The sequence below is a fragment of the Deferrisoma sp. genome, from assembly GCF_054681715.1.
Map to the genome: position 1 here is coordinate 1 of NZ_BAAHFQ010000175.1, position 5,776 is coordinate 5,776.

At 73.4% G+C, this 5,776-nt stretch carries 6 protein-coding genes; all 6 read left to right on the forward strand.

The features are described from left to right. Positions 1–317: four helix bundle protein (locus ACY0I8_RS15685; protein ID WP_461395488.1), on the forward strand; the 317-nt coding region annotated here is incomplete at its 5' end. A 288-nt stretch (positions 318–605) separates the two neighbouring features. Next, entirely contained in the window at positions 606–1,661 is a 1,056-nt protein-coding gene (locus tag ACY0I8_RS15690) for a reverse transcriptase domain-containing protein (protein ID WP_461395489.1), read from the forward strand. Positions 1,662–1,875: 214 nt separating this feature from the next. Next, positions 1,876–2,409 carry a TlpA disulfide reductase family protein gene (locus ACY0I8_RS15695; protein WP_461395490.1) on the forward strand — a complete coding sequence of 178 codons (534 nt, stop codon included), beginning with the start codon at positions 1,876–1,878 and terminating at the stop codon, positions 2,407–2,409. Then, a complete protein-coding gene (locus ACY0I8_RS15700; RefSeq protein ID WP_461395491.1) occupies positions 2,406–3,095 on the forward strand; it encodes a DUF1573 domain-containing protein in 690 nt (229 codons plus the stop codon). The genes ACY0I8_RS15695 and ACY0I8_RS15700 overlap by 4 nt, the downstream gene beginning before the upstream one ends. Further along, the gene (locus tag ACY0I8_RS15705; RefSeq protein ID WP_461395492.1) at positions 3,092–3,568 is read left to right on the forward strand and encodes a hypothetical protein; all 477 of its coding nucleotides are present in this window, start codon (positions 3,092–3,094) and stop codon (positions 3,566–3,568) included. The genes ACY0I8_RS15700 and ACY0I8_RS15705 overlap by 4 nt, the downstream gene beginning before the upstream one ends. 218 nt (positions 3,569–3,786) lie before the next feature. Continuing rightward, positions 3,787–5,776: formylglycine-generating enzyme family protein (locus ACY0I8_RS15710; RefSeq protein WP_461395493.1), on the forward strand; the 1,990-nt coding region annotated here is incomplete at its 3' end.

Below are 5,776 nucleotides of genomic sequence, written 5' to 3' on the forward strand. Positions count from 1 at the left end.
CGCGGGACCAGCGCTTCGTGCTGGGGCAGCGGATCGAGCAGGGGGCCCTGGGGGTCTACGACGCGCTCGTGGAGGCAGCGAAGCGGAGGGACCGGCGGGGCCGCGTGGGGGCCCTGCGACGGGCGGACGAAACGCTGGAAAAGCTGCGGCACCACGTGCGCATGGCCCGGGACCTGGGGTTCACCGCTTTCGGCCAGTACGAGTACGCGGCGGGGCGCATGGACGAGATCGGCCGGCTCCTGGGCGGGTGGCTGGCCAAGGAGACCGGCACGGTACGGGGAGACGATGCAGGGGAGCAGGGGACGGATCCGGCGTGACCGGCGCGTGGTGCGCGGCGGGTCCTGGAACAACAAACCCAGGAACGTGCGGGCCGCGAACCGCAACAGGAACACCCCGGACAACCGCAACAACAACCAGGGGTTCCGGCTGGTCGCCGCCGGCAGGCACGTCGCGGGGCCGAGGTGCCCGGCGTTCACGGACGCCGGGCTAGGCGAGATGTTCCATGGGGTCCGTTCCCGTGTCCGGCCGCCGTCGGCCGGGCCAAACGACCTAGGGGGGCGCGGGGGGCGTCTCCGCGCCCCGGATTTTTGGCCGGGGGGTGCGCCGTGAAGGGGGTGCCCGCCGGGAGATTCGACCGCCTGTGCTCGTTTGAGCACCTGCACTGGGCCTTCGGCCGCGCCCGGCGGGGCAAGGCGGGGGACCCGGGCGCCAACGCGTTCTTCCTGCGCCTGGAGGAGGAGCTCTGGACGCTGAGCCGCGAGTTGCGGGAGCGGGCCTACCGGCCCGGCCCGTACCGGGAGTTCTGGGTCTACGACCGCAAGCCGCGCAAGATCAGCGCGGCGCCGTTTCGCGACCGGGTGGTGCACCACGCCCTCGTGGGGGTGCTGGAGCCGGCCTGGGAGCGGCGGTTCCAGCCCTGGACGTATGCGAACCGCAAGGGCCGCGGCACCCATGCGGCGGTCCGGCGCGTGCAGGCGATTCTGCGGCGGCACCCCTGGGTACTCCAGTTCGACGTGCGCAAGTACTTCCCCTCCATCGACCACGCGCTGCTCAAGGGGTTGCTCGCCGAGGGGGTGGACGACGGGGGGGTGCTGTGGCTCTGCGGCCGGATCATCGACGGGTCGAACCCGCAGGAGCCGGTGCTCGACCATTTTCCCGGCGACGGCCTGTTCACGCCGCTGGAGCGGCGCAAGGGGCTGCCGATCGGGAACCAGACGAGCCAGTTCTTCGGGAACGTGTACCTGGACCCCCTCGACCGGTTCCTGGCCCGGGACCTCGGGCGGAGGTGCGCCCGGTACGTGGACGACGTGGTGGTGGGCATCGAAAGCCCGGCAGACGGCCTGCGGGTGCTGGCCGCGGTGGATCGGTGCCTCGAGGGGCTGCGCCTCAGGGTCCACCCCACTCGGCGGACCGTGGGCCGTTCCGAAGACGGCGTTCGGTTCGTGGGGTACCGGGTGTTTTCTACGCACCTTCGCCTGCCCAAGGAGAACGTGCGGCGCGCCCGCCGCCGGATGGTCTGGTTGCGGAGGGCTCACGACCAGCGACGGGCGACAGCGGCGTGGTGCCGGGCCTCGTGGGCCGGATGGCTGGGGCACGCGCTTCCTGCCGCGAGTTGGCACGCGAGGCGCAGCGTGGCCCTGGCCTGGCGCCGGGGCCCGTGAGCGGGGGCCCCCGCCGGGAGGCCCCGGGGGATGTGGGTGAAGCCGAAGGGGGAATCGCGCCTCGTGGGCGGGCCCCCCGGGGCCCGGGGGTTGGCGGCAGTTGCGGGGGCGCCCTCCCGGGCGCGATCCGGGCCGAAGGCCCGCCGGGGCAGGGTGTCGCGGGCTGGCGCCGCCGGCCGTCCACGGGAAGGCAGGAAGGAGGCTCGGGAAGATCATGGGACCCATACCGAAGGGCATCCTGACCGGGGTGCTGTGTGCCGCCCTCGCCGCCGGGGCCGCCTGGGCCGCGCCGCCCGCCCCGGGGGCCGAGGCCCCGGCCTTCGGGCTCCGGGAACTCGGGGATCCGACGAAGCTGGTTCTGGCGAGCCGGTTGTTCGAGGACGGGTACACGCTGCTTTCGTTTTTCGCCACCTGGTGCGAGCCCTGCGCTGAGGAGATCCCGCGACTTCGGGCCCTCGAGGCGGCGTACGCCGACCGGGGGTTCCGGGTGGTGCTCGTGTGCCTCGACCGGTTCGGCCTCAGGGGGGTGGACGACTACCTGGCCCGGGCGGGCGGGGCGGGCATGCGGGTGCTCTCCGACAAGTTCAACCGGGTGGCCAAAAGCTACGGGGTCTCCCAGTTGCCCACCAACGTGCTGGTAGGGCCTGACGGGCGGGTGGTGATGGCCTGGGAGATGTACCAGGAGCCGAAGCTCCGGGAACTGGAGGCGTTCCTCCAGGGGTTGCCGAGGAAAGGAGGCGGGGGATGATGCGGTGGCTGGGAGTGGCGCTCGCGTTGGCCGCGCTGGCGGCGGGCTGCGGGCCCCGGGGGCCCCAGGACGCCCGGGTCGCGGCGCCGGTGGCCGACCTCGGGGAGATGGGGCAGCAGGAGAGGGCGGAGCACGTGTTCGAGGTGGCGAACGCGGGGGGGCGGCCGCTCAGGCTCGTCGCCGTGGAAGACACCTGCCCATGCACGAACAGCGAGATTCTGGACGCGCGGGTTCCGCCCGGGGGCGTGGGCCGGGTGCGCACGGTGTTCTCGACCCTGTGGTTCCGGGGCGAGGTCACGAAGGACGTGGTGCTTACCACCGACGATCCCGACACCCCCAAACTCACCCTGACCCTGAGGGCGCGGGTCACGGAGGACCTCGGCCTGGAACCCCGGGTGCACTACCTGGGCACGGTGCGGGGGGGCGGGCGGCGCGTGGTGCGCACGGTGCTCCGAAACCGCACCGGCCGGGAGGTGCGGGTGGGGCTGGCCGGGCCGCCGGGAGAGGGCGTGGCCGTGGAGGGGGCTCTGCCCCTCGTTCTGGGCCCGGGAGAGAGTCGGCCGCTCGAGGTGGCCGTGACCCCGCCCGAGGGGGCGGGCGCGTTCTTTCGCACGGTGGAACTCGAGGCCGAGGGGGCCCGGCCGGGCCGGTTCAAGATCGTGCTCTCGGGGCGGTACGGGCGGTGAGGGCGGGCCGGCGCCTGCGGACGGTGTTCGCTGCGGCCCTGGCGCTCGGCGCGGCGGCCGCGGCCCGGGCCGGCGAACCGGTGGCCGTGATGGTGAGCGGGTTCACGGCGGCCCCGGGGTGGGAGGCCTCGGCCCGGGCCCTCACGGAGGCGGTGCGCGAGGCTCTGGCGGAGCGGCCCGGGGTCGTGGTGGTGACGCCCGAGGAGGCCGAAGCCCTGGCCGCAGCCGTGTCGCTGCCCGCGCAACCGTGCGGGGGCGTGGACGAGACGTGCGGGGAGGCGTTCGGGCGGATGCTGGGGGCGGCGCGGCTGGTCACGGGCCGGGTGGGGCCGGGGGCCGGGGGAATGGCGGTGGAGGCCCGGATGACCGACCTCGACTCGGGCGCGGAAACCGCGCGGGTCGAGACCGTGTGCGCCGGCCCGCGGGCCTGCGGCCGGCGTATCGCGGAAGCGCTGGGGGCCGGCGGCGGCTAGCCGCCCACCCCGGAAGCCGCTCCCGCGGGCGGCGGCGTGGGGCGAACGCCCGGCCCCAAGAACGATTCCCCATTCCCCATTCACGACTACACGATTCACCATTCACGGCGGTCGACCCGGCTGGCAGCCCCGGGTCGCCTTGCCCTCGGGGGCAAAGGCGCCCCCCGCCGGGGGGGGCACGTGTCGTCCCGGGTCGGGAAGCGGTTCAGGAGGAGGAGATGGTGCGGTTCGGGAAGCGGGTGGTTCTGGCGGCGTGCGTGGCCTGGGCGTGCTGGGGGCCGGCGTGGGCGTCGGTGCGGCCGGTGGCGGTGGTGGCCGACCTGGAGGCCACGGGGGTGACGGTCGACGAGGCGAAGGCGGTGTCGGACCTTCTTCGCACGGAACTGGCGCGGATGCGGCGGTACATCATCGTGCAGCGCAGCCAGATGGAGGCCATCGCCAAGGAGATGGAGTTTCAGATGTCGGGGTGCACCGACCAGGGGTGCGCGGTGAAGTTGGGGCAGATGCTCAACGCCGAGAAGGTGATCGTGGGGCGGGTGGCGAAGCTGTTGGGGAAGATCACCCTGACGGCGCAGGTGGTGGACCTGGGCCGCAACGACATCGAGGCGGCGGAGGAGGTGAGCAGCACGCCGGAGTTCGAGGCGGTGCGGGGTGCGGTGAAGGAACTGGCGCAGAGGCTGGCGGCGCGGGTGCCGGTGCTGGCGGAGGTGACGGCGCTGGAGGGGGGTGAGGTGGTGCTGGACGCGGGGCGGCTCGACGGGGTGGAGAAGGGGGCGCGGTACCGGGTGTTTCGGGTGGAGGTGCTGCGGAACGACCGGGGGGAAGCGGTGGGGGAGGAGAAGCGGGAGGTGGGGGAGGTGGAGGTGACGTACGCGGACGAGCGGGTGAGCAAGGGGGCGGTGGTGCGTGGCAGCGCGGGGGTGGGCGACCTGGTGCGGGTGGACGAGGGCACGCTCGAGGTGCTGGAGAAGGCGCAGGGGGAGCTGGAGGCGGAGATTGAGCGGATGGCGAAGGGGGGCGAGGGGGAGAGCGCGGCTGCGCGGGCGGAGCGGGAGAGGCGGCTGGCGGAGGCGCGTGCGAAGCTGGAGCGGCTGAAGAGGAAGGCGGCGGAGAAACGGGCGGAGCAGATGGCCCGGGTGAAGGAGATGGTGGCGCGGGCGGAGGCGGAGGCGCGGCAGCGGGCGTCGGAGAAAGAGGCGCGGCTGGCGGCGCTTCGGGAGAAGGCGGAGGCGATGCGGCGGCGCGGGGGGACGGGGGCGATGACCCTGGGGGATGCGGTGGAGGAGATCGAGAGGCTGGAGAAGGCGAAAGAGGAGTTGGCGCGGGAGTACGAGGCGGAACTGGAGGCCCTGGTGGCGCCGCTGGAGCCGGTGTACCGGGGGCGGATGGAGGCGGCGCGGCAGGTGGAGCCGCGCGACGAGATGTTCGAGACGGAGGAGGACTACCGGGCGCGGGTGGCGAAGGCGGCGGAGGAGGCGAGGCGGATCGGGGCGGAGTGGGAGGCGAAGAAGCGGGAACTGACGGCGGAGTTGGCGGCGGCGCGGGACCGGGAACTGGCCGGATTCGACGAGCGGATCGCGGAGTTGCGCGGGACGGTGTACGACGTGGGGCCCGGGGTGACCTGGCGGTTCGAGGGGTACGACCTGGCCACCGAGACCTTCACGGTGCGGATCGAGGAGGGACGGGGCCGGGGAACGAGCTTGTGGAAGGTGGGGATTCCGCGCCAGAAGGCCAGGATCTACTACCACAACCCCGACCTCGTCTTCCTGCGGGGGCGACCGGGGGCCGAGGGCGTGGGGTACGTGCTGGAAGACCCGGAGGGGGCGCGCTACGACCTCTCGACGATGACCTGTGGTGAGGTCTGGGCGCGCACCGACAAGGCCGACGAGGCGGCGGTGGGGCGGTTTCTCGAGGTGTGTCCCGAGGGTCCGGAGGCGCAGGCGGCGAGAAGGCGGCTTGCATGGCTGGGGTTCGCCCGGAACCCGGTGGACCCGGTGACCGGGATGGAGTTCGTGTGGGTGGAGGGGGGGTGCTTCCAGATGGGGTATCTCTGGGGCGACGGAGATGGTGACGAGAACCCGGTGCACGAGGTGTGCGTGGACGGGTTCTGGATGGGGAAGACCGAGGTGACCCAGGCCCAGTGGGAGGCGGTGATGGGCTCGAACCCATCTCATTTCAAGGGCCGCGACCGGCCGGTGGAGAACGTGA

Bases quoted from the DNA above. Each gene is read 5' to 3' on its own strand.
- ACY0I8_RS15695 (WP_461395490.1), top strand. From the start codon at position 1,876: ATGGGACCCATACCGAAGGGCATCCTGACCGGGGTGCTGTGTGCCGCC.
- ACY0I8_RS15700 (WP_461395491.1), top strand. From the start codon at position 2,406: ATGATGCGGTGGCTGGGAGTGGCGCTCGCGTTGGCCGCGCTGGCGGCG.